Source organism: Oleiphilus sp. HI0067 (genome assembly GCF_001635735.1).
Window position 1 is genome coordinate 1 of the sequence record NZ_LWFI01001229.1, and the last position, 1,539, is coordinate 1,539.

The 1,539-nt window shown below is 45.9% G+C and carries 2 protein-coding genes; both read left to right on the plus strand.

The window, feature by feature from the left end; genetic code table 11:
- Positions 1 to 887: enoyl-CoA hydratase/isomerase family protein (locus tag A3739_RS18590; RefSeq protein ID WP_068502385.1), on the plus strand; the 887-nt coding region annotated here is incomplete at its 5' end.
- 29 nt (positions 888 to 916) lie between these two features.
- On the plus strand, positions 917 to 1,539 hold a 623-nt coding region (locus tag A3739_RS18595; protein ID WP_231877107.1), incomplete at its 3' end, for an ABC transporter substrate-binding protein.

The window sequence follows — 1,539 nt, forward strand, 5'->3', positions numbered from 1 at the left end:
TGCAGGCTCTGTATGAATCTTCCCTTAACCCTAAAGATGGCGTGTGCGAATACGCTGAAACCTTCTTCTTAGAAGAGTACCAACTCAATTATTTAATCCACACCTATGAAAAACCAATCATCTGTTTAGGCAAAGGCATTGTCATGGGCGGTGGACTTGGGTTGATGGCTGGAGCCAGTCATCGTGTGATCACGGAAACTTCTCGCATCGCAATGCCCGAAATTACCATTGGTTTGTTTCCTGACGTAGGTGGTACTTATTTCTTGAGTCGAATGCCACGTGGTTTGGGAATATTCTTTGCGCTAACAGGAGCAAGTATTAATGCAACGGACGCGCTGACACTTGGCATCGCAGATCATTTCATTGCAAACGAAAAACTCGAAAGCTTACAAAGCGCTTTGGCTGCTGCATCATGGAAAACCAAAGATAACCATGCGCTTGTTAGCCAAATCATCGACGAACTTGGCTGCGAAAACTCAGTTGATTCGAACTTATCGCACCATGAGAGTTTACTCGAGGGCATATGCCAAACAGGAGGGCTTGGCGATATTGTTCATGACCTAAATAGCATCAAAGACGCAAGCCCTTGGTTGAGCAAAGCGATTGCCACGATGAATGCAGGCTCACCACAATCTATGTTAGTGATCTTCGAGCAACTCAGACGTTTCCGATACGCAAGTTTGAAAGAAGTATTCAGCTCTGAGTTAATACTTGCAACCAACCTTGTGCGCCACCCAGAGTTTGCTGAAGGCGTTAGAGCGCTTTTGATCGATAAAGACAAAAAGCCAGTATGGCAACACGCACACTTTAGTGCTGTAAGTGCCTCGGAAATGGAAGCCCTGTATACTCCCCCTTGGTCTTCCAACCCTATTACCGACTTACTTTAAGCATCTTAAAAGGACCTAAGGCTCAAACTATGGCAAACACTCTTTTCATTCTTTTGAGCCTTCTATTACTGAGCCAATACGCGCACAGTGAATCCGAAGCTCCTAAGCCAACAATCATTTCAGGGCATGCGCTTTCTCTCTATGGTTCTGCAAAATACGATGAAGGCTTTACACATTTTGACTGGGTAAACCCTAACGCACCAAAAGGCGGAACTTTACGTCTAATGGGCTTCGGCACTTTTGACTCACTCAACCCCTACACACTTAAAGGTACAAGCCCGTTCAATACGCCAGGTTTGTTTATGTATGAGTTTTCTGAGCTGAATGAACCGCTCATGGCAGGAACAGGCAGCTACGCCTCTTCTGCCGATGAAGTTCAAACCGCTTACGGATTAATCGCGCAAACCATTCGCTACCCCGACAACTATGCTTGGGTCGAATATGACATTCGAAACGAAGCGCGTTTTCATGATGGGCACCCTATCGATGCTGAAGACGTGGTTTATTCTTTCTACACACTCATTGAGAAAGGCCACCCACGCTACCAACAAAGCTTATTAGATGTAGAAAGCGTGGCTGCGATCGACACCGACACCGTACGTTTCACTTTAAAAAGCGGCGCAGCCAAACAAGCAATTTTCAGAACAGGCGA